Genomic DNA, 20958 nt, shown 5'->3' on the forward strand with positions numbered 1-20958 from the left:
TTAAATTTAAGGTTTTTCATCAGTCAGCTCAAATCCCCAGGTTTTGCCTTTTTCTGTTGCCGGTATACCATTTACCATCCATGACGGCGCTTTTGCACCTTTCAGGTAATAGTCAAAAAACTGTTGTTCTCTGATTTGTATGTCTTTTCTATTCTGGCGTTGCATTAAATTATGTGCTTCATTGTTGTAGTTTAACAACCAGACAGGCTTACCCAACCTCCTTAAACCGGTGAACATTTCAATACCCTGGTACCAAGGCACAGCTCCATCGGCATCGTTGGCCATAATAACCACGGGTGTTTTTACATTTGGTAATTTAAATAAAGGAGAGTTTTCGATATATAACTCAGGTTTTTCCCACAATGTTGCGCCAATGCGACTCTGTGTTTTTTCATATTGAAACTGGCGGTTCATGCCACTTTCCCAGCGCATTCCACCATATGCTGAAGTCATATTTACCACTGGGGCACCTGCCCATGCTGCTGCATACATATTTGTTGTGGTAATTAGATGTGCCACCTGATAACCGCCCCAGCTTTGTCCCTGGATACCTATTTTACTGCCATCTACCCATGGGTTTTTCTTTAAAGATTCAACACCTGAGTTGATAAATTCTTCGGCGGATCTGCCCGGATAACCTGTTTCGTAACTAATATCGGGTGCAAATACCAGGTATCCATTACTTACAAAATAAGGAATATTTAACCTGGATGGAGTTGGTGCAGGAGGTTGATAGTTGTAAAGACCATCAGATAACTTTTCGTAGAAGTATACAATCATTGGATACTTCCTGGTCGGATCAAAGTTCTCCGGTTTGTATAATATTCCTTCTGAATTAAAGCCTTTAGGTGTAGTCCATTTTACCAGTTCTGCTGTTCCCCAGTTGTAATTTTGCTGCTGCAGGTTGGTGTTACTCAGTTTTATTTGTGTCTTCATATCGGTGGATACGTAAACATTTGGCGAGTTTACATAATTCCCCTTATCAAAAATGAAGCGTTCGGCATTTTTGGCCTTTACAAGATCTGAGTAATTCATTTTCTCCATCACTACAAGCTCAGGGTTACTGCGGTTGCCAATGTTCTTTTTATACCAGCCATGCTCTTTAGTGTTATTGTTAAAGGTATTTAGCCAGATGGTTGCCTTTTTGTCTAAAAACTTGCTTTCAGGATCGAGTTTTTCGTAGCGGAAAGTAAGTTTATTTTGTCGGCCAAATCCATTAGTGATGTTTTGTGGGGCATTTTTGCCATCAGGAGCAAATTCCCAAATGTCGTAACGGTCGTAAATTAGTACGGACTTGTCATCTTCAGTCCATGCTGCCATTCCATATGAAGCAGGATCGTCGGGTACATCATTTTCTTCATCGACAAATTTTACACTTAAGCCATTATTTAAATGGGTAACCTTTGCTGTAAGCACATTATAAGTATACCAGTTGGATGTTTTTTTATCGAAATACAATACGTATTTGCCGGCAGGAGAGGCTATTGCTGATCCGCTTAATCCTTCAATGATTTTCTTTCTTGTTCCGGTTTTTGTATCGACAAGGTAATAGTCTTTTAGTGTACCGCCGCTCCATTGCGATTGTATTCTGTTGCCATAATCAGTTGATGCCAGTACAAAATTTACATTTCCTTCATTTACCGGCATTGCATCGGGTAGTTTTATATCCGTTAATGGAACAATTTTCGGGTTGCTGCTAAATACTTCAAAAGATGATAGGTATGATTTTTTTAAGTCTTTTTCCAGATTTTTTAATTGCATCGGTTGCAGATAATCATCTTTATAGCTCCATATATCTAATTTTGCATTTTCGAAATCTACTAATGTGGTATCTTTTGGTGTTTTTATCGGTGCAATACCAAAGAATAACTTACGGCTATCCTTACTGAACTTTAGACTACCATCACCACTTAAAGCCCATTTTACCGGCATGCCGGTGATGGCATTGTCGATCAAAACCTGGGCCGTATCAAGGGTAGGGGAATTATAATAAATTTCAAAATCTTTGATTTCCTTTTTCTCCGGGCTATTTTCTCCTAAAAACACAAGATATTCTCCTTCCTCGTTAAAAGTGAAACTCTTGAAATTACCTTTTCCTTTCACCAATGTCTTTAGTGTTCCTTTTTCTGTATTGAAAAGAAATACGCCCATAGGAGCGGATTTATCCTTTTTTGAACCTGAAGCGGCAAATACTAATTGTTTGCCATTTTTATTAAAGCTGTAGTCGGTTACGTATTTGAAAGTACGTTCTGTTCCGGTAATTAAATTTTTAAAAATCAGATCTGTACCTTCCTGCTTGCCTTTAGCTTCGGGCTCTTCTGCAAAAGCAATGGCGCTATCTTCTTTTTTGTCTGGTGATGGCGTTGTACCAGCAGCTTTTGTTTTTTTAGCTGTATCCAACGGTTTTTCCAGTAAATACGCCATTATGTCTGCGCCTTCCTCTGGCATTTTGTATGATTTTACTCTTGGTATTTTAACTATTGCCAAATTGCCAAGGTTAGCAATCCCTAATGAATCTTTAGTCATTTCATCGGGTTTCTTCTTTTTAATTTTTCCTTCGCGTATATCCATGTATAAAGGCTTAATGGCGAAAGCCGCATATTTTGAGTCTTTACTGAATTGCAAATTGGCTCCTCTGGCTACATTTAGCTTTGTGTTGGCCATTAGATTGTTCAGGTATAGGACAGCGTCTCCTTCCTGCTTATTTATGCTGTAAGCGGCCCATAAGCCATTATTGGACAGTTGTTTTGTACCTACTGCTTCCCAATTGTTGTAAACAGTATGATCCAATGGTTTCTTTTGCGCAAAACCTGCGCTTGAAAGTAATAACAGTGAAAGTGGAAATAGTTTTTTTAACATGCTTAAAAGTTGTAATTTTTATACAGATATCCTATTTGTACGTCAAATTTTACAATAAGAGAGACAAATGGGGAAGAATAGCGGATGTTCAAACAAAAAAAATGTCCGTATCATTAATGTGTGATACGGACATTTTTATAAAAGTAATTCGATTATTTATTCTTTTTTTGTTGTGCAGCAGCTTGTTGCTGTTGACGCATATAATCTTCTAATTTAGCACTAAATCCTGATTTCTTTTTCTGCTCTGCAGGTTTAGCTTTATTTTCCTGTAGTGTTCTGTGAATCTTTTCATCATCAACCATCGACTTGATTAAGAACTGCTGAGCAAATGTCAACATATTCGCAAGGAAGTAGTAATAGTTTAATCCTGATGGATAGCTGTTCAGAACGCCTAAGAAAATGATTGGCATGATGTAACCAATGTATTTCATCTGGCCTGAAGCACCAGAAATCTGATTATTGAAATAAGTATAGATTAGTGTAGAAACGGTCATCAATACGCACATTAAACTTAAGTGATCACCTATAAATGGAAGGGTGAAACCAAATTTAATGAAGTCATCATAAGTAGATAAATCCTTCATCCATAAGAATGATTCGCCCCTTAATTCAAAAAGGTTAGGGAAGAAGAAGAAGAAAGCCATTACAAAAGGCAACTGTAGCAACATTGGTAAACAACCTCCCAATGGATTTACACCTACTTGTTTATAAAGTTTGAGGTATTCCTGTTGTAATAAGGTAGGATTATCTTCACCAACTTTAGCTTTAATCACATCCATTTCCGGCTTTAAAATTCTCATTTTAGCCATTGAAAGGTAAGATTTATAGGTTAAAGGTGACATCGCCACTTTTAGCATAATAGTTAAAAGCAGAATGATCAATCCGTAGTTCCAGCCAAAGCTCTCCAAAAACTTAAATACCGGCAAAACAATAAATCTATTGATGTATTTAAGTGGCCAATAACCCATGTCTACTTGTTTTTCAAGTTCATGTCCCTGAGCTTTTAAAGTAGAGAATTTGTTGGTGCCGAAATAGAAGGTCATGCCATAGCTTTGTGCAGCTAGTTGGTTAAAAGGCATGATCATGTTTGCGCTATACCATTTAATTTTACCAGGCTCCGTGCTCACTTTGACTTCAAGATCACCTTTTTCAAAGGCATCTTTAGGGATTAGTGCTGCACTGAAAAACTGTTGTTTAAAGGAGAACCATTGGATTTTACCTTCTTTAAGATCTTCTTTAGAATCTTTGGCAACGCTAAGGTGATCAGGGTTTTTATCTGCATACTTATAATAAGGTGCCGAGTGTTCCTGCTCTTTTTTAGTGGATTTTTCTTGCTCAAGTAAGGTCGCTTCCCAGTTTAAAGTGATGGTATTGTTTTGAATAACCTGGTTTAAACCATTTAAATTGATGTTAAAACCAACCTGACTGCTGTTAGGTTTCAGGTCGTAAACATATTCAATGTATTTATCAGCGGCATAATTAGCACGCATGCTAATGCTTCCTGCATTTTGAGTAGCTGTAAAGTATAGGTCGTTAGTGCTAACAATTTTACCACCGATGTTCAGATTCAGCCCAAACTTGTTCTGATCACCATCAAATAAAATAACCGGTTTTCCATTATAGGTCTTCTGACCTTTAATTTGTACTGATAAAATTTTACCACCTTTATTGCTGAAGGTTAATTTTAAGTTTTCGTTTTCAAGAACACTTGTTTGTACTGTTCCTGTGATGTTGCCCCCGAAAGGTCCTTTTAATGCTGCCGAATCTACCGCAGGTAGTGCCGCTATAGCAGCTGTAGGGGGAGCAGTTACAACTCCAGCTTTTTTTAGTGAATCGGCAGTATTTCTTTCCTGAATTGATTTCATTTCGGCCTCACTAGGCTTAAAGAAATAGAAGGAACCTGCTAAAACGATCATGATCAGGAACAATCCTGTAAACGTATTTCTATCCATTATTGTTAATTAAACGCGTATTATTTTGTTTTTTTCTTCGCAAACTCCATCGCAGCGGCGACAAATTTAACAAAAAGTGGGTGAGGATTAGCAACTGTTGATTTTAATTCAGGGTGAAATTGTCCACCAACGAAGAAAGGATGGTTTTTAAGCTCCACAATTTCAACCAGACTGGTCTCTGGATTAATGCCTGAAGCGATCATTCCTGCTTCTTCGTACTGGTTCAGATAAGCGTTGTTAAATTCATAACGGTGTCTGTGACGCTCAGTAATGTGAACTTTTCCGTAAGCAGCAAAGGCCTTTGTACCTTTTTTCAAATCACATGGATAAGAACCTAAACGCATGGTACCACCTTTGGCAGTAATGCTTTTCTGCTCTTCCATCATATTGATTACTGGATGTGCATTTTCTTCATCAATTTCTGTAGTGTTTGCACCTTGCAGGCCTAAAACATTGCGACCGAATTCGATCACAGCGCATTGCATACCCAGGCATATACCAAAGAATGGCACATTGTTTTCTCTTACATATCGAATGGTATCAATTTTCCCTTCAATACCACGACTTCCAAAGCCGGGAGCGACTAATACACCATCTAAATGGGCTAGTTTTTCTTTTGCATTGTCAGGGTATATTCCTTCAGAGTGGATATACTCTACTTTTACTTTGCATTCATTTTTTGAGCCTGCATGAACAAATGATTCAATAATTGACTTGTAAGCATCTGGCAATTCTACATATTTACCTACTAAACCAATTTTTACTTCAGCTGTTGGATTTTTTAAACGACCCAGAAAATCTTTCCATTTCTCCATGTCGGGCTCATTTTTCTGTGCCAGTTTAAGTTTGCTCAATACTGTTTTATCCAATTGTTCCTTCATCATTAACAATGGAACATCATAAATGGTAGAAGCATCAAGAGATTCAACTACTGCATTTACGTTTACGTTACAGAATAATGCTATTTTTTTACGGATCTCTATTGAAATAGGGCGCTCTGAACGACAAACCAGGATATCTGGTTGGATACCATATTCCAGTAATGCTTTTACAGAGTGTTGTGTAGGTTTTGTTTTTAGCTCACCAGCGGCAGCCAGGTAAGGGATAAGCGTTAAGTGGATCACGATGGCATTGTGAGCACCTTCTTCCCATTTAAACTGACGTACAGCCTCTATAAAGGGTAAAGATTCAATGTCACCAACAGTTCCACCAAGTTCTGTAATTACGATGTCGTATTGTCCGGTTTCACCCAACAAACGCATGTTTCTTTTAATCTCGTCGGTAATGTGAGGCACTACCTGTACTGTTTTTCCAAGATACTCGCCTTGTCTTTCTTTGTTGATTACATTTTGATAAATGCGACCAGTGGTTACATTGTTTGCCTGAGAGGTTGGAACGTTTAGGAAACGCTCGTAGTGACCAAGATCAAGATCTGTTTCTGCACCATCTTCGGTAACATAGCATTCGCCATGTTCGTAAGGATTTAATGTTCCCGGATCAATATTGATATAAGGGTCGAACTTTTGGATGGTAACACTATAGCCGCGTGCTTGTAATAATTTGGCTAATGAAGCGGAGATGATGCCCTTACCTAAAGAGGAAGTAACACCGCCCGTAACAAAAATATACTTAGTCATGTTTTTGATTTTCTGAAATAAAGCAGTGATAATACTCCTTTATTGTTTTTGTACGGGATACAAAGTTAGCAAATAAAAACGAAGCAGGGCGGCTCTTTTTATAAAAAAACACTTCTGTTAAAAAGAACAGGTAAAATCTTAGTTCCTAAAAAGTTATAGTGTGAAACCATAGAGCCTTTTCTTTGCTTCTTCCTCTTTTTCTTTTTTCTGCTGATCGTAACGGGTAAATAATTCGATGAGTTTCTTTAAATCTTTATCGGTTTCAATTTTTTTTCCCTTTGTTGGGGGAATAATTTCAGCTTGATGATTGGCAAAACCTTCAATCTTTGTGGCAAACCAGGTGGTATTGTAGCGAGGTATGGCGAGCCCTAATATGGTGCCGGGTAAACCGCCAAATCCTTCGGGCCCTCCGGGTAATAAAATTTCATCGGTATAAAAGGCAACTACATATACGGTGTCGTAAATTACTCCTATGGCCTTTCTGCAGTCATACCCGGCAATATTTCTTACGTCGTGCATAATCTTCCAGTTTACAAGTGGAATGGTGTCAGTGAGCAGATAATCGTCGTCCATTACCGTACGTTTAAGTATCCTGCGGTTTTTGCTGTAATCGGTATAGATTTCGTTGCTTGGTTTGCTCATCCAAAAGGAAAAGATTCCTGCGTGACTATCTTCAGCTTCCTTTTTGGTAGGTTTATAGATTGATTTTTTCTGGTCAAAAAAGAATTCCCAATTGCTACTGGAGTATTTTTGCATTTTCTCTTTGGCTTCTTCCGGTAGACCTGAGTTTTCGAGGCTCCTGATCATGTTTACTTTTTTCTCGAATGTAATTTTACCATAGGGGATAAATGTCTCCTGAGCTTTTAAGTCCAGGAAACAGCTACACGCAAGAAATAAAATGATAATCCGTTGCTTCATTAGATCCGTTAATTGCCTGTTGTTTTCTTCATAAAATTACCACTTAAATTCCAGTTTACACCAAGTAATACGTAACGGGGGATATAACTGAAAGTTTCTTCACTTTTAATGTTCCCCCCCACAAACCTATTGTACCCTATTTTTTGGTTCAGAATGTCGGTGACAGACAACTTAATTTCCAGGGCCTCGTTTTTCAGTACTTTCGTTGAAAAATAGCTGTTCCATATCGCGGTATTCAGGTCTTGTGCGAATGAAGAATTGGCCGGGCGGAAGGATAAGGAAAAAGAAGTGTTAAACTCACACTTAAAAGGCAGTTGAATGGTGCCTGAAATTTCGTGATTGTGGGTAACGCTTTTGCCATCATTAATTTCACCAATGGATGATTTACCGGTCATTAAAGAGGCTGATGGTACATAATTAAATTCTATTTTAGGTGTGTAATAATTAAAGGAAGCCTTTAAATTATATTGCATATTTGCCGCTTTATTTTGGGTAGCGTTAATGATGGCTATAGTGTTCGATCTATTGAAACCCAGGTCGACACCGAAGCGCATGTGCACCTTAGAAAAGCCTTTAGAATAGCTGATATTGCCATTTACGGAGTTGTTGCCATTAGCATTGATAAAGCTTGATATTCTTTTGTTGAATTCGTTTACCAATTCGGTGTTTACGATGGCATTATTGGTGAAACCATAGTTGAAATAGGCAGAGATGTATTGATCTGATTTGAACTGAAAACTATTGTAGGAAATACCGAAATTATTATTGAAAGAAGGTCTTAGCGCCGAATTTCCGATTACCTGAAACAATGGGTTGTTGATTTGGCGGACAGGTTGAAGCTGATCAATGCTGGGTTGTTGCATATAGCCGTTATAATTTACGGATAAGCTGGTGCTGTTGTTTACTTTGTAAAATATGTTGGTTCTGGGCGACAGGTTTAGGTAGTTTCTTCCAAAATCTGTGCTTTTATCCAGATCCTTTAATTCAAAGTTAGTTTGGGTAGCTTCGAGTCCACTTGATACCGAAAATTTTTCGTTATTGTACTGCAAAATTATTTTACCTACGTTAGAAAAATTGATGAACTTAAAGTTGTTACTTAGGGAATCTATCTTTTTTGTATTGGGCATAATGTTATCGAAAACCATTCTATTGCTACTTGAAGATATGGTTTTGAAGCTATAGCCAGCTTCTAGTATCCATCTTTTAGCAATTGGATTGGTGTAATTGATCCTGGTACCTAATGAGTTTTGAGACCCCAAGTTCTTTTTTCTGAGGTCAGTATCTTCAATTTTATCCAGAAAACCATTGATATTAAAGTAATTGGTTGTGTTTAAGCTGTTTTCATTGCTGTTGCTGGTTTGGCTCTCCGGCTGTAGATCTATGGACAGTGTTCGTCCTTTTTTCTTGAACCTTTTAGACCAGTTGATGTTTCCGTTATAGGTTTCACTTGAGCCGCTTCCGGTATTCTTCTGACTATTCTCACTGATGAAAAATCCATTATCTCCACGAGTTGAGCTGGCACTCTGAGAATTGTTTTCATTGCTACGTTTACTCACTCCAAAGGATACTTTTAAAGTAGAAAGCGGGTCTATATTATAAGTATAAGTTCCCCTTAAAGTTTCTCCTGTGACTTCGGTATTGTTATCTGTTTTTCCTGCACTATAGAATTTTGTCTGATCCGGAAGTAGTTCTTCTGAATTTGAAGTGGTATGGTTGACATTTTTGTTGTCAAAGCTTTTAAAGTTGAGCTTTATGCCCATTTTATTATCCTTAAATTTATCGGCATAATAAGCCCCTAAGCTTAAATTATTAGGTAAGCCTCCTGAAGATGCTGTGTAGTCATCATCGTCACTATCTGATACGTACATAATGGAGCTGCCATCATCACCAACTTCTATCAGATCGTATTCTTCACCTTTTAGCTTTCGCATCGAATTGTTTATTTTGGATTCATTGTTTAAGCGGGAATATGTACCGTAAACGGCTGCTTTAAGCTTATTTTGGAACATACCAATCATACCTCCATAATCCCCTAATTTAGAGGTACTGGTGTTCAGATCTATTGTTGACAGGTAACCGTTCTTAGCATTTTCTTTTAATTTAATATTGATGGTCTTGTTCTTTATACCGTCATCTATACCAGTCAGATCAGCATTTTTGCTTTTTCTGTCGTATACCTGGATTTCTTCTACTGCGTTTGCCTTTAAGTATTTTGTAGCCAGAAGGGGATCGTCTCCAAAAAACTCATCGCCATCAACCAATACCGTTTTTACTTCTTTTCCTTGTGCCTTTATTGCTCCATTTTTATCTACTTCTATTCCCGGTAATCGTTTTAGTAGCTCCTGAACATTGGCATTTGTGCGTACCGCAAAACTATCTGCCTGAAAAACAAGGGTATCACCTTTCATCCTTACGGCACTTTTTTGAGCTTGTATGACTACTTCATGTAATAACTTGGATTTCAGCTCCATATTGATGGTACCTAAGTTTAGATTTGAAGTGTCGGAAACCCTTAGGTCGCGAATATAATCGGCCATTTTTGGGTAGGTGATTAGAATTTTATAATCACCTTTTTTCAGGTTTTGGAATTCAAAATATCCTTGTTGATCTGCCCTGGTTGTCTTTACCAAAATAGAATCCGGGGCAATAAGTAGAATTGCACTATGCTCGAGTTTTTTGTTTTCGATGGTATCTATTACTATACCTTTTATTTTTGCCTTTTGTGCTAAAGCTGTAATAACTGGAAATAGGAACAGAATACTAATGAAAATCTTTTTGAGCATAAATTACTTTGTAGCGAAGAAGTGCAGTTCTTAAAGCTAAGAACTATTTTTTTTATCGCATTAATTATTCGAAATAATATTCTTTTTTATGGATTAAAAATAGATGGTAAAACCTTAAATAAAAAAGGCCCGAAAGTTTTCGGGCTCTTTTGTAAATGTATATTTGGTTAGAATATGCTGATGGTTAAAAATCAAACTGCTTATTTGCTGTTTGATTATATAAACATAATATAAAATTTATAAGTATCATAATATTATTTTTATTTTTTTTTGATGAGGTATACAAAGTATGGCCATTTTACGTTAACACATGCTTCCAGCCTTCAACTGAAGCACTTTTTAACAATAAAATTAAAATGGAATTATTTACAGCAATTGTAATAAGGCTTAACTTTTTTTTCCTTTTCTGACCAGGCAATATAGACACTTGTCTCTTTTCCAGTTCGGTATTTGAAACCATTTAGTGCGGATTGTTTTAGCTCGTTGTAAAAAGTTTTATCTGGTGTATACTGATCGGGGTTCTCATTTTCGGTAACCGCGGGCTCCAGAAAGTTTTCGTCATCTAAAAACAGCTTGTATTCATTCATAATAAAGTCCATCTGACTACGCTCTTTTTTCAAATCAACAGTAGATTTGTAGTTGTCTATAAGATCTGCGGCCTTAAAATCTTTATTGTAAATGAGTTTTCCGTCATGTGCGGTTATGGTAAACTGGATTGCCATGTCTTTAAGTGTTTCCCCGGTTAGGGCAACTTTGAAAGTATCTACCTTAACTGAATCACTAAATGGTTTTAATACGAGGTGATTTTCTGCGCTGCCCTTGGTTTCGTGTCCGGAAGTGCAGGCATTTAAAAAGCCTAATATCAGTAAAATTGGAATAAGATAATTTTTCATAACTAAAACCAATATAAGAAATAATTGGGCTGATTACCTAATGATCTTATTCAAATCTTCAGGTGTATCTATGGCAATGGTTTCAATTGCTGTGATTTGCGTTTGAATGGTATAACCACTTTCTATCCAGCGCAACTGTTCCAGACTTTCGGCGATTTCCAATGATGAAGGCTGAAGTTTGGTGATTTCATGTAATGCAGAGGTGGTATAACCATAAATTCCGATGTGCTTATAAAACTGATGCACATTTAGCCATTGATCCTTTTCTGCATTTCGGATATAGGGTATAGTATGTCTGCTGAAGTAAATGGCTTCCTGTTTGCAATTGATCACCACCTTGGGAATGTTGTTGTTAAACAGTTCTTCTTCGGAATGGATTTCTTTTATTAGCGTAGCCAATTGTACATCTTCCTGCTCAAAACAAGAAACGAGCAGGTCGATTTGCTTTGGATTGATGAATGGTTCATCACCCTGTATATTAATTACGGTATCGAAGTCGGGGAAATGTTGTGATACCTCGGCACAGCGATCTGTACCACTTTGGTGTGCATTTCCGGTCATGACAAACTCGCCGCCAAAACTGCTTACGGCTTTGGCAATACGCTCATCGTCTGTAGCAACCACCACTTTGCTTAAGCTTGTAGCTTTTAAGGCTTGTTCATAAACCCGCTGGATCATGCTTTTGCCCTGAATGTCAATTAAAGGCTTGCCCGGAAAACGGGTAGAGGCATAACGGGCAGGAATAATGCCTAATACTTTCATTTTAAAATAATCCGTTAATCTCTGCGTCTATAGTCTGAATGATGGTACCCAGATCTTCCGGATTATTAGTGAAATCCAATTTATCCTTGTCCAGAATCAATAATTTGCCAAGATTATAGCCTTTAATCCATGCTTCGTATTTCTCATTTAGCTTAGATAAATAATCAATGCGGATGCTGGTTTCGTATTCGCGGCCGCGACGTTGAATATTGTTTACTAAAGTAGGTACAGAAGCACGTAGGTATATCAGTAAGTCTGGTGGCTTAATAAAAGAAGTAATGTTTTCAAAGATAGCTTTGTAGTTTTGATGGTCTCTGGTAGTCATCAATCCCATTTCATGCAGGTTATCGGCAAAGATATAAGCATCCTCATAAATGGTTCTGTCCTGAATTACATTTCTATTGGAATGCTGGATGTCTACAATTTGCTGAAAACGGCTATTTAAGAAATAGATTTGAAGGTTAAAGCTCCAGCGCTTCATATCACTGTAGAAATCTTCCAGGTAAGGGTTATTATCTACAGCTTCATACATGGCTTCCCAACCATAATTCTTAGCAAGCAAACTCGTTAAAGTCGTTTTACCTGCGCCAATATTTCCAACTATTGCTATGTGCATATCTTATTTTTGAAGAGGAGTAAGGTACTTAATTTACACTAATTGTTAAAATGATTTAAAGCCAATGATTTCTCTAACCTCCCTGATGGTTCTTTGCGCACTTTCTCTAGCTTTTAAAGCACCATGTTTGGCTACCTGACGTAAGTAAGAACTGTCTTTAGAAAGCTCTTCTATACGTTCGCGGATAGGCGTGTTGAATACAATCATATCTTCAGCAAGTTGTTTCTTGAAATCACCGTAACGAATGTTCATTTTGTTATACAATTCATCGAAATGAGCAATAGTATCAGGTGTAGAAACAATTTTCATCAGGTCGAATAAGTTCTGAATAGCTTCTGGCTTAGGTTGATTTTCCGCTGTAGGGCCGCTATCTGTTACCGCACGTGATACTTTTTTACGAATAACTTCCGGACTGTCTGACAGATAAATACAGTTTCCTTCGCCACTTGATTTACTCATTTTTCCATTGCCATCCAATCCGGGTACCTTTACCAGGTTTTGAGCATAGTTAAATGCATAAGATTCAGGGAAACATTCTGTTTGATAAAGTCTGTTAAAGCGATTACCGAAAGTACGTGTAAACTCAAGGTGTTGTTCCTGATCTTTACCAACCGGAACTTTCGTAGCCTTATGGATCAGAATATCAGCTGCCATTAAAGTTGGATAGGTTAACAAACCTGCGTTTACATTATCAGGCTGCGATCTTACTTTATCTTTAAATGAGGTACTTCTTTCTAATTCGCCCATGTAGGCATTCATATTCAGGTATAAATAGAGTTCGGCTACTTCAGGAACATCAGACTGCACATATATAGTTGTTTCTTCAGGATTTATCCCGCAGGCAAGATATTCTACTAAAACGTGTCTTACATAACCATGCAAGTCTTGCGGCGTTGGGTGCGTAGTTAGTGAGTGAAGGTCAGCTATGAAAAAAAAGCAGTTGTAATCGTACTGCATTTTTACAAAGTTGGTTACTGCACCAAAATAATTTCCCAAGTGTAATTTTCCTGTCGGGCGAATACCGCTAACTACCGTTTCTCTCATCTGATTATAAATTGTTAAATTGATGAATCTTTCCTAGACCTTAGATTTTGATCCTGTGGTGATGAAAAGATTCAAGAGGCCGAAATTAATAAAAAACCGCAACCAAGCCTGCTTATAATTTCATTTTTTATCTACATATTAAATGTTTATATCTTAATTGCAATTTGGTGACCATATTGGCTATTTTTAATATTTTTGGATTCAATGATAAACACGCTTAAACAAGTACATCGCATCTATTCTGTATTTATTATCCTTATATTTTCGATGCTCTTTTATCCTTTTTATTACCTGGCTGCCCAAAGTCCGAAGACTTATGGACTGTTAAACGTTTTGCGTAAATTAAAAAGTAGACTGTGTGCATTTTTTATTGGTTTTGTGCCCCGCTTTACTTTTGAGGAGCCTTTATTGCCGGATCAAAATTATATCTATTGCTGTAATCATACTTCTAATCACGATATTATGATCCTTTGCATACTAGCACAGGGTAGGTTTCATTTTATGGGGAAAGAGGAACTATTAAAGAACCCTTTGTTGAGAATTTTTTTTAAGACCATTGATATTCCGGTGAATAGAGATAGTAAAATATCAGCTTTCAGAGCTTTTAAACGAGCAGGAACCAACCTTGAAAATGGAATGAGTCTTATTATTTTTCCGGAAGGAAAGATTGCTGATGATTATTACCCGCCCAGGTTGATGCCTTTTAAGAATGGACCATTTAGATTGGCAATAGAGAAGGGAGTTCCCATTGTTGCCGTTAGCTTAACGAATGTCTGGAAAAAGATGTGGGACGATGGGACTAAGTATGGTTCTGAGCCTGGAGTTGGCCATATTTATATTCATAAGCCGGTTTTTACCACCAATTTGACAATAAATGATTCAGATGAGCTAAAAGACCGTATTTTTGACTTGATAAATAGTAAACTTGTTGATAAATGATTATAGATAAGCAAACCATTCATAAAGTAGCAGATTTAGCAAGGATAGCCGTTAAAGAGGATGAGATTGAAGCCTTGATACCGGATATGAACAAGATTCTTACTTTTATGGAGAAGTTAAATGAGCTGGATACCAAGGGTGTGGAACCTTTGGTGTATATGAATACGGAAGAGAATGTATGGCGTGAGGATGAAGTGAAACAAGAAATCAGTGTAGCTGATGGTTTAAAAAACTCAGCTCTTCATAATGAATCGTTTTTTCTTGTTCCAAAGATTATAGAAAAATAAGCAGGGCTGTAACATTAACCTGTTTAATGCCGTCTAACCCCAAAAGAAAAGCAATGGAGAAAGCCTCTAGCACGTCGACAACGTCAGATAAAGCATTAATACACATTAAAAATATTGCCCGTAAATATGTTATTGGTTCTGAGGTAATTCATGCCTTGAAATCAGTTACGCTGGATATTCATAAAGGCGAATTTGTAGCACTTATGGGGCCTTCTGGTTCCGGTAAATCTACCTTGATGAATATTTTGGGCTGTTTGGATACACCAAGTAAGGGTGATTATATTTTAAATGGCACTAATGTGAGCCATATGTCTGACAATGAGCTTGCAGAGGTTCGGAATAATGAGATTGGTTTTGTTTTTCAGACTTTTAACCTGTTGCCTCGTTCTACTTCATTGGATAATGTGGCATTGCCTTTAATTTATGCGGGAGCGAATAAGAAAGAACGTGAAGAGCGTGCGCATAAGGCGTTGGAGAATGTTGGTTTAGGAAATAGGGTTACCCATAAGCCCAATGAACTTTCGGGGGGGCAGCGGCAGCGTGTAGCTGTTGCAAGAGCATTGATTAATGATCCATCTATTATCCTTGCGGATGAGCCTACGGGAAACCTGGATACCAAGACCTCTATAGAAATTATGGGGCTATTGGAAGAGATTCATAGTAAAGGAAATACGATTATTCTGGTTACGCATGAGGAGGATATCGCTCAACATGCGCACCGTATTGTTCGTATGCGTGATGGTTTGATTGAAAATGACTATCAAAATACAGATATCAAAACGGTGTCGCCACGATTGACACACCTAAAGGAGAAGGGTGGCGATTTTGAAACCATAAATTAACTTATGAAAATATACACCAAAACCGGTGATAAGGGCCTGACTTCCTTAATCGGAGGTACACGTGTACCAAAGTTTCATTTGAGAATCGAATGTTATGGTACGGTAGATGAGCTGAATTCTTACCTCGGACTGATCATGTGTCAGGATATTGATCCTCACCATCAAAAAATATTAAAAGAAATTCAGGATCGTCTTTTTACCGTTGGAGCTTCTTTAGCTGCAGATCCTGAAAAATCAAAGATGAAAATTCCTGATCTCCATGATAGTGATATTAGTTTATTGGAAAAGGAAATGGATGATATGAATGAGGTATTGCCGGAATTGAAGCACTTTATATTGCCTGGTGGAAATACGGTGGTATCTTATTGCCATATAGCAAGGTGCATATGTCGCAGGGCAGAGCGTTTAACGGTGCATTTGGCTTCGGAAAGCTTTGTTGACGAAAAAATGACTATTTATTTGAACCGTTTAAGTGATTATTTGTTTGTTTTGGCACGAAAGCTGAATTCAGATGCTAAAACGGAAGAAAACATCTGGATTCCGCGATTGTAATTAATGAAGTTTCATGACCACTAAAGTTAAAATTGATGGGATTGAAAATAGTGAAAAAAAAATTTGTTTTGCTCAGGTTTTTTAATATACTTTTGCGAAATAAATTTGAATAACTTAATAGTATAAGAAATATGTATTGGACATTAGAACTCGCATCGCATTTGGAAGACGCTCCATGGCCTGCAACAAAAGATGAATTGATTGATTATGGTATCAGATCAGGTGCCCCAGTAGAGGTTATTGAAAATTTACAAGCTTTGGAAGATGATGGTGAGCCTTACGAAACCATAGAGGAAATTTGGCCTGATTATCCTACTAAAGATGATTTCTTCTTTAACGAAGACGAGTATTAAGCATTAGCGAATAGTAAAGGCTCCCCAAAAGGGAGCCTTTTTTATTTTTAAACAATCTGTTTATTTAAGTGTTCTTAATTAAAAATAAACATCATGGGAAATTTACTTTATCTTATTGCAGCAGTATTGGTCATATTATGGATCATTGGCTTTGTTTTTCATGGCTTTGGACCTAATGTGGGTGGTTTGATCCATATTTTGTTGGTGATTGCTGTTGTTGCTGTTCTTCTGAAAGTAATAAATAAGGCTGCGTAATCCGTAACTAAGACTTTGTCTTATTTTTTCTTTTTAAGATGGCGGCAATCTCTAAATCCTCAGGATAGGTGATTTTGATATTTTCTCTTTCACCAGGTATGAGGTTAATTTTAAAACCTGCATATTCCGCTACAGAAGCGTCGTCTGTGAATTCATTTCTAAAAGGTGCTTGATATGCTTTTCTGAGTAAGTCCATATCAAATGTCTGTGGTGTTTGTATCAGTGCTAATTCCTCTCTGTTGAGTGCCTCGCTTTTACCATTTTCCAGAACCTTTCTTACCGAATCTGTTGGGAGGATTCCTATAATACAATTGCTTTTTTCTTCGGCAACCTGATAGGATTTTGTGATTAACGTTGCTGAGATTAAAGGCCTTACAGCATCATGTATGGCAACAATCCCTTTTCCTTTAATGGCTTTTAAACCATTTTTTACAGAATGATACCTTTGTGAACCACCATTAACTATCTGATGGGGGATAGTGAAATTATACTGCAAACAAAGTTTTTCCCAGTATTTATGCTGGTCAATATTGAGTACAAGTAAGATATGAGGATTTAGTGTGCATGAATGGAATGCTGCTATAGTGTGCATAAGTACAGGCTTTTCATCTAATAACAAAAACTGTTTGGGGACAGTGCTTTGCATTCTGTTGCCTGATCCGCCAGCTACTATAATGGCATAATACTTCATATTATATGCTTTTTAAATAAAAATAGGAGATTTAAAACTATGGTTTCAAACCTCCTATGTCTATAATTTTTAAATTGACTTAGATGAATCAGTTAGATGATCAACATTGCATCGCCATAGCTATAGAAATGATACTTTTCTTTTACAGCTACTTCGTAAGCATGTCTAACATAATCATAACCACCGAAAGCACTTACCATCATCAACAGGGTAGATTCCGGCGTGTGGAAGTTGGTGATCATTGAGTTTGCAATGCTGAAGTCATAAGGAGGGAAGATGAACTTGCTGGTCCAGTCGTTCGCCGCCTTAAGTGTTCTTCCTGAAGAAACAGCTGATTCTATGGCACGCATTGAGGTTGTACCAACTGCACAGATCCTTTTTTTACGTTCTATACCCAGGTTTACAATATCTGCATCTTTCTGCTCAATAATAAATTGCTCAGAGTCCATTTTATGTTTGGTCAGATCTTCTACTTCAACTGATCTGAATGTTCCTAGTCCAACGTGTAACGTAACTTCAGCAAAGTTTACACCTTTAAGTTCCAGACGTTTCATCAGTTCTCTGCTAAAGTGCAAACCAGCAGTAGGAGCTGCAACAGCACCTTCATGTTTTGCAAAAATAGTTTGGTAACGTTCTTTATCCTGAGCAGTAGCTTTACGTTTGATGTATTTAGGTAATGGTGTTTCACCTAAAATTTCGATATTTTTTCTGAATTCTTCGTCTGTACCATCAAATAAGAAACGGATGGTACGGCCACGGGAAGTTGTGTTGTCAACCACCTCAGCAACCAAAAGATCATCATCACCGAAATATAATTTATTTCCAACACGGATTTTACGTGCAGGGTCAACTAAAACATCCCATAAACGAAGCTCTTTATTCAGTTCTCTTAACAGAAAAACTTCAATTGTTGCACCGGTTTTCTCTTTGTTTCCGTATAAACGGGCAGGAAAAACTTTAGTATTGTTCAGGATCATAACATCCTGATCATCGAAATAATCTAAAACATCTTTAAATATTTTATGTTCAATTTTACCGCTATCCTTATGTAAAACCATTAAACGGGCTTCATCTCTTTGTTCAGAAGGGTTGTTGGCAACCAATGATTCGGGTAAATTAAACTTAAATTGAGATAACTTCATAGTGTTTTAATGTGATATTTAAGGGCGCAAATTTACAAAATATTATCCTGATTAATGTATAATTCTTTTTGATGGTGTGTATTAACTCTAATATTTTAAATATTTCTTACTAAATTGTCGTCGGAAAGTCATTTTGGTCAGGTTGACTTCAGATTTGCTACAGAATTGAAGCTTAAATTTAATTACATATAAAGACATTTATAATCAATCCCTAAAAAAATAAACTGATGAAAAAACTCTACTTTACAACTTCGATTATTTGCTTACTTACGTTTTTTATGGGGTGCACCAAAGATGCAACGACAACGGATACGGAATTGAGCTATAGCTTTAATGCAATTAATCTAAATGCATCTCTAAGTACTAATGCTACAGCTAGTGGTGCTGTAGTTGCCGCAGGTACCAATGGGAGTATCAACTGGACCAGTGCAAGCCTTAACATTTCAAAGGTAGAGTTTAGTGCTACTCAGGCAGGTAAAGCCATATCACTGGAATCAAAAAATCTATTTGCTGTTAATGCGCTTAAACCTGATTCTTTATCCGGTACGGTGTCTTTAACTTCGGGTATTTATGAACATAATGAGTTTAAAATAAGTATGAATGAGTCGGCGACTAACCCTCCATTGGTACTTACGGGCACTTATATAGAGGCTTCCGGTACAAAAATACCAGTTATTGTTCAGCTGAATGCTGCTCAGGTTATTAACCTCGAAGCGCCAAAGATTGAAATTACTAAAGGTAAATATGTTGCGAAAGTTACTGTTGAACTAAATGGGTTGGTAAAAGGGTTGACTGCAAGTGATTTTGGCCAGACCACCCGCACTGCACCTAACAACACCATTCTCGTTACAAATACAATCAATAGGGCGCTTTTTGAAAAGCTTGCTTTGAAGCTGCCTTCAATCTTGAGTCTAAGCTTGACTAAACAATAATAAAATCAGGACTTATTTTGTTCGCATTATATTTTTTATAGTTTAGTAGAAATTACTGTAACCTTTTTGGGTAGTTTTTGTCTAAACTATAATTATGATTATTTTCAGACTAATAGGAGAAAGTTTTAGGTTCGCAGCAGATGCGTTGCGCCAAAACAAACTGAGGACCATGCTTTCCTTACTGGGGATTACCATTGGTATTTTCGCTATCATTTTCGTTTTTACCGCAACTGATACTTTTAGAAGTAAACTTCAGGAGAGCATCGATAAATTGGGTTCTAAAACCATTTTTGTACAGAAGTGGCCTTGGGGAGGTTTTGGAGATTATCCATGGTGGAAATATGTAAACAGACCAGAGCCGTCTTTAAGAGATTATACTGCATTGAAAGAACGTTTGGAACATGCAGAAGGGGTTTCTTATGAAATTTATGCAGACAGCAGGACGGTGAAGTACCGGAGTAATTCGGTTGAAGGTGCAGGGCTTAAAGCAGCTTCACAGGATTTTAATAAAACATGGACAATTGATTTTCAGGAAGGCCGGTATTTTACCGAGAATGAGGGGAAATCGGGCTCGCCGGTGATCATTTTGGGAGCTGATATTGCCGATGGCTTATTTAATGGTGAACCTGCTATAGGAAAAAAGATATTGGTAATGGGACGCCGCATGACTGTTGTGGGGGTCTTTAAAAAGGAAGGGGAAGATATGCTGGGCATGTCTCAGGATAAGAACATCCTGATTCCTTTAAATTTTGCTAAGGGATTGTTTGATGTGGAAAGTGGAAGATATGATCCAACAATTACAGTAAGAGGAAAAGAGCACATTGCTGTTGAAGAAATAGAAAGCGAAATAAAAGGAGCTATGCGTGCGATACATAAAATCAAACCAGGAGCAGAGGATGATTTTGCCTTGAATAAGAGTACAATTGCATCTAATCAGCTAGATCAGATGTTTGGGATAGTAAACCTTGCCGGCTGGGTTATTGGGGGCTTCTCTATTCTCGTTGGTGGCTTTGGAATTGCCAATATTATGTTTGTATCTGTAAAAGAACGTACCAATATTATTGGTATTCAAAAATCGCTTGGCGCCAAGAACTATTTTATATTGTTGCAGTTTTTGTTTGAGGCTGTAGCGCTTTGTTTGCTCGGAGGCGGATTGGGTATTTTATTGGTGTACATCGTTACTTTAATCACGGGTGCTATGGGATTTACGATGATCTTGTTCTTGAATAATATTTTGTTGGGAGTAGGGGTTTCATTTGCTATTGGAACGATATCGGGATTCTGGCCGGCTTATTCGGCGTCGAGGTTGGATCCTGTAGAAGCGATTCGCTCGTAATATGACTGTTCTTCTCTTAAAAAATGAGCATTACGATTCAAAGGCTGAAATCTTTTGCACTGAAGAAGTGCAAAATTTCCAAGGCCTTTTCTTCGAACGCTCATTTTTTAAACATGGCGTGCCAGCATAAACTCGCTATTCTCATTGTTTGGCGCATAGAGAAGC

Annotated in this window: 19 protein-coding genes; 8 read left to right on the forward strand and 11 right to left on the reverse strand. The window is 37.4% G+C overall.

What is annotated here, in order from left to right:
- Positions 1-6 precede the first annotated feature (6 nt).
- The 9 genes from P0Y49_07340 to trpS all read right to left on the reverse strand — a co-directional run bounded on the left by P0Y49_07340 (position 7) and on the right by trpS (position 13464).
- Positions 7-2859: a prolyl oligopeptidase family serine peptidase gene (locus P0Y49_07340; protein ID WEK20950.1), complete on the reverse strand. Its 2853-nt coding sequence runs from the start codon at positions 2857-2859 to the stop codon at positions 7-9.
- Between the two features lie 152 nt (positions 2860-3011).
- Positions 3012-4811, reverse strand: a complete 1800-nt coding sequence (yidC, locus tag P0Y49_07345; protein ID WEK20951.1) for a membrane protein insertase YidC — start codon at positions 4809-4811, stop codon at positions 3012-3014.
- A gap of 20 nt (positions 4812-4831) precedes the next feature.
- Positions 4832-6448 carry a CTP synthase gene (locus P0Y49_07350; protein ID WEK20952.1) on the reverse strand — a complete coding sequence of 539 codons (1617 nt, stop codon included), beginning with the start codon at positions 6446-6448 and terminating at the stop codon, positions 4832-4834.
- Between the two features lie 153 nt (positions 6449-6601).
- Entirely contained in the window at positions 6602-7366 is a 765-nt protein-coding gene (locus tag P0Y49_07355; protein ID WEK20953.1) for a GLPGLI family protein, read from the reverse strand.
- Positions 7367-7374: 8 nt separating this feature from the next.
- Positions 7375-10149, reverse strand: coding sequence for an outer membrane beta-barrel protein (locus P0Y49_07360; GenBank protein WEK20954.1), 2775 nt, complete (start codon positions 10147-10149; stop codon positions 7375-7377).
- Positions 10150-10511: 362 nt separating this feature from the next.
- A complete protein-coding gene (locus tag P0Y49_07365; GenBank protein WEK20955.1) occupies positions 10512-11042 on the reverse strand; it encodes a hypothetical protein in 531 nt (176 codons plus the stop codon).
- 33 nt (positions 11043-11075) lie between these two features.
- On the reverse strand, positions 11076-11804 hold the full coding sequence (gene kdsB / locus P0Y49_07370; GenBank protein WEK20956.1) for a 3-deoxy-manno-octulosonate cytidylyltransferase: 729 nt from the start codon (positions 11802-11804) through the stop codon (positions 11076-11078).
- A 1-nt stretch (position 11805) separates the two neighbouring features.
- Entirely contained in the window at positions 11806-12420 is a 615-nt protein-coding gene (locus P0Y49_07375) for a deoxynucleoside kinase (GenBank protein WEK20957.1), read from the reverse strand.
- Positions 12421-12465: 45 nt separating this feature from the next.
- The gene (gene trpS / locus P0Y49_07380) at positions 12466-13464 is read right to left on the reverse strand and encodes a tryptophan--tRNA ligase (protein WEK20958.1); all 999 of its coding nucleotides are present in this window, start codon (positions 13462-13464) and stop codon (positions 12466-12468) included.
- 204 nt (positions 13465-13668) lie between these two features.
- Here trpS and P0Y49_07385 point away from each other — a divergent pair, with 204 nt between their 5' ends.
- The 6 genes from P0Y49_07385 to P0Y49_07410 all read left to right on the forward strand — a co-directional run bounded on the left by P0Y49_07385 (position 13669) and on the right by P0Y49_07410 (position 16692).
- Complete coding sequence (locus P0Y49_07385) at positions 13669-14403, forward strand: lysophospholipid acyltransferase family protein (protein WEK20959.1); 735 nt, start codon at positions 13669-13671, stop codon at positions 14401-14403.
- Complete coding sequence (gatC, locus tag P0Y49_07390; protein WEK20960.1) at positions 14400-14690, forward strand: Asp-tRNA(Asn)/Glu-tRNA(Gln) amidotransferase subunit GatC; 291 nt, start codon at positions 14400-14402, stop codon at positions 14688-14690. The genes P0Y49_07385 and gatC overlap by 4 nt, the downstream gene beginning before the upstream one ends.
- 53 nt (positions 14691-14743) lie before the next feature.
- Positions 14744-15532 carry an ABC transporter ATP-binding protein gene (locus P0Y49_07395; protein WEK20961.1) on the forward strand — a complete coding sequence of 263 codons (789 nt, stop codon included), beginning with the start codon at positions 14744-14746 and terminating at the stop codon, positions 15530-15532.
- A 3-nt stretch (positions 15533-15535) separates the two neighbouring features.
- The gene (locus P0Y49_07400; protein WEK20962.1) at positions 15536-16084 is read left to right on the forward strand and encodes a cob(I)yrinic acid a,c-diamide adenosyltransferase; all 549 of its coding nucleotides are present in this window, start codon (positions 15536-15538) and stop codon (positions 16082-16084) included.
- Positions 16085-16215: 131 nt separating this feature from the next.
- Positions 16216-16437 carry a DUF2795 domain-containing protein gene (locus tag P0Y49_07405; GenBank protein WEK20963.1) on the forward strand — a complete coding sequence of 74 codons (222 nt, stop codon included), beginning with the start codon at positions 16216-16218 and terminating at the stop codon, positions 16435-16437.
- A gap of 93 nt (positions 16438-16530) precedes the next feature.
- Positions 16531-16692 (forward strand): lmo0937 family membrane protein, encoded by a 162-nt coding sequence (locus P0Y49_07410; GenBank protein WEK20964.1) that lies wholly within the window; start codon positions 16531-16533, stop codon positions 16690-16692.
- A 7-nt stretch (positions 16693-16699) separates the two neighbouring features.
- Here P0Y49_07410 and P0Y49_07415 read toward each other — a convergent pair whose 3' ends face one another.
- Both P0Y49_07415 and queA read right to left on the reverse strand, forming a co-directional pair.
- Entirely contained in the window at positions 16700-17383 is a 684-nt protein-coding gene (locus P0Y49_07415) for a 2-C-methyl-D-erythritol 4-phosphate cytidylyltransferase (GenBank protein WEK20965.1), read from the reverse strand.
- A 92-nt stretch (positions 17384-17475) separates the two neighbouring features.
- Positions 17476-18525 carry a tRNA preQ1(34) S-adenosylmethionine ribosyltransferase-isomerase QueA gene (gene queA, locus P0Y49_07420; protein WEK20966.1) on the reverse strand — a complete coding sequence of 350 codons (1050 nt, stop codon included), beginning with the start codon at positions 18523-18525 and terminating at the stop codon, positions 17476-17478.
- A 227-nt stretch (positions 18526-18752) separates the two neighbouring features.
- Here queA and P0Y49_07425 point away from each other — a divergent pair, with 227 nt between their 5' ends.
- Positions 18753-19457, forward strand: a complete 705-nt coding sequence (locus tag P0Y49_07425) for a hypothetical protein (protein WEK20967.1) — start codon at positions 18753-18755, stop codon at positions 19455-19457.
- Positions 19458-19551: 94 nt separating this feature from the next.
- The gene (locus P0Y49_07430; GenBank protein ID WEK20968.1) at positions 19552-20793 is read left to right on the forward strand and encodes an ABC transporter permease; all 1242 of its coding nucleotides are present in this window, start codon (positions 19552-19554) and stop codon (positions 20791-20793) included.
- Positions 20794-20958: the final 165 nt, after the last annotated feature.

The organism is Candidatus Pedobacter colombiensis (assembly GCA_029202485.1).
GTDB lineage: Bacteria > Bacteroidota > Bacteroidia > Sphingobacteriales > Sphingobacteriaceae > Pedobacter > Pedobacter colombiensis.

Bases quoted from the DNA above. Each gene is read 5' to 3' on its own strand.
- queA (WEK20966.1), bottom strand. From the start codon at position 18,525: ATGAAGTTATCTCAATTTAAGTTTAATTTACCCGAATCATTGGTTGCC.
- P0Y49_07385 (WEK20959.1), top strand. From the start codon at position 13,669: ATGATAAACACGCTTAAACAAGTACATCGCATCTATTCTGTATTTATT.
- yidC (WEK20951.1), bottom strand. From the start codon at position 4,811: ATGGATAGAAATACGTTTACAGGATTGTTCCTGATCATGATCGTTTTA.
- P0Y49_07340 (WEK20950.1), bottom strand. From the start codon at position 2,859: ATGTTAAAAAAACTATTTCCACTTTCACTGTTATTACTTTCAAGCGCA.
- kdsB (WEK20956.1), bottom strand. From the start codon at position 11,804: ATGAAAGTATTAGGCATTATTCCTGCCCGTTATGCCTCTACCCGTTTT.
- P0Y49_07410 (WEK20964.1), top strand. From the start codon at position 16,531: ATGGGAAATTTACTTTATCTTATTGCAGCAGTATTGGTCATATTATGG.
- P0Y49_07430 (WEK20968.1), top strand. From the start codon at position 19,552: ATGATTATTTTCAGACTAATAGGAGAAAGTTTTAGGTTCGCAGCAGAT.
- P0Y49_07415 (WEK20965.1), bottom strand. From the start codon at position 17,383: ATGAAGTATTATGCCATTATAGTAGCTGGCGGATCAGGCAACAGAATG.
- P0Y49_07355 (WEK20953.1), bottom strand. From the start codon at position 7,366: ATGAAGCAACGGATTATCATTTTATTTCTTGCGTGTAGCTGTTTCCTG.
- P0Y49_07395 (WEK20961.1), top strand. From the start codon at position 14,744: ATGGAGAAAGCCTCTAGCACGTCGACAACGTCAGATAAAGCATTAATA.
- P0Y49_07375 (WEK20957.1), bottom strand. From the start codon at position 12,420: ATGCACATAGCAATAGTTGGAAATATTGGCGCAGGTAAAACGACTTTA.
- trpS (WEK20958.1), bottom strand. From the start codon at position 13,464: ATGAGAGAAACGGTAGTTAGCGGTATTCGCCCGACAGGAAAATTACAC.
- P0Y49_07425 (WEK20967.1), top strand. From the start codon at position 18,753: ATGAAAAAACTCTACTTTACAACTTCGATTATTTGCTTACTTACGTTT.
- P0Y49_07405 (WEK20963.1), top strand. From the start codon at position 16,216: ATGTATTGGACATTAGAACTCGCATCGCATTTGGAAGACGCTCCATGG.
- P0Y49_07350 (WEK20952.1), bottom strand. From the start codon at position 6,448: ATGACTAAGTATATTTTTGTTACGGGCGGTGTTACTTCCTCTTTAGGT.
- gatC (WEK20960.1), top strand. From the start codon at position 14,400: ATGATTATAGATAAGCAAACCATTCATAAAGTAGCAGATTTAGCAAGG.
- P0Y49_07360 (WEK20954.1), bottom strand. From the start codon at position 10,149: ATGCTCAAAAAGATTTTCATTAGTATTCTGTTCCTATTTCCAGTTATT.
- P0Y49_07365 (WEK20955.1), bottom strand. From the start codon at position 11,042: ATGAAAAATTATCTTATTCCAATTTTACTGATATTAGGCTTTTTAAAT.
- P0Y49_07400 (WEK20962.1), top strand. From the start codon at position 15,536: ATGAAAATATACACCAAAACCGGTGATAAGGGCCTGACTTCCTTAATC.